Origin of the sequence: Streptococcus infantis (assembly GCF_047464615.1) — a bacterium.
Lineage (GTDB): Bacteria > Bacillota > Bacilli > Lactobacillales > Streptococcaceae > Streptococcus > Streptococcus infantis_Y.
The window spans coordinates 1-558 of the sequence record NZ_JASHBO010000048.1; the positions used below are offsets into that span (position 1 = coordinate 1).

Below are 558 nucleotides of genomic sequence, written 5' to 3' on the forward strand. Positions count from 1 at the left end.
TCAGATTGAAGACAAAGTCCTTGGAAGTCAAGTTTCTAAGGGCTTTTCTTTGTGTAAAGTCGTATAATAGAGGTAAGAAGAGTTGTGAGGTGTTCCCTATGTTTCACAAAGAAAAACCTGACTATAATCGTAAGCAATATGGTTTCTATACAATAGACGAATTGGTCCCAAAAGATCACTTTCTTCGACAAGTAGATTCAAAGGTTGATTTTGACTTTATCTATGACTTGGTAGAAGATACCTATAGTCCAGATAATGGTCGTCCTAGTCTTGATCCCGTCATGTTAGTCAAAATTCCTTTGATCAAGTGTTTTTATGGTATCCGTTCCATGCGCCAAACCATGAAAGAGATTGAAGTAAACGTAGCCTATCGTTGGTTTCTCGGACTAACTTTAATGGTACCCATATCAAAGCGGCGGCTAATAGTCACAAGTATCGTAAGGAAATGGTAGACCAACAAGCTAAATTTATGAGTGAACAATTGGCAGTTGAGATTGATTTAGATAGGAAAAAACACGAAAAAAAGTCCTTAAAGCCCGCAAAAGAAAGTGAGGCTAA

General features: G+C 37.5%; 1 pseudogene. It reads left to right on the top strand.

The features are described from left to right. Window positions 1-98: 98 nt before the first annotated feature. Window positions 99-558: pseudogene (locus tag QM450_RS10620) on the top strand (transposase); the annotation flags it as partial.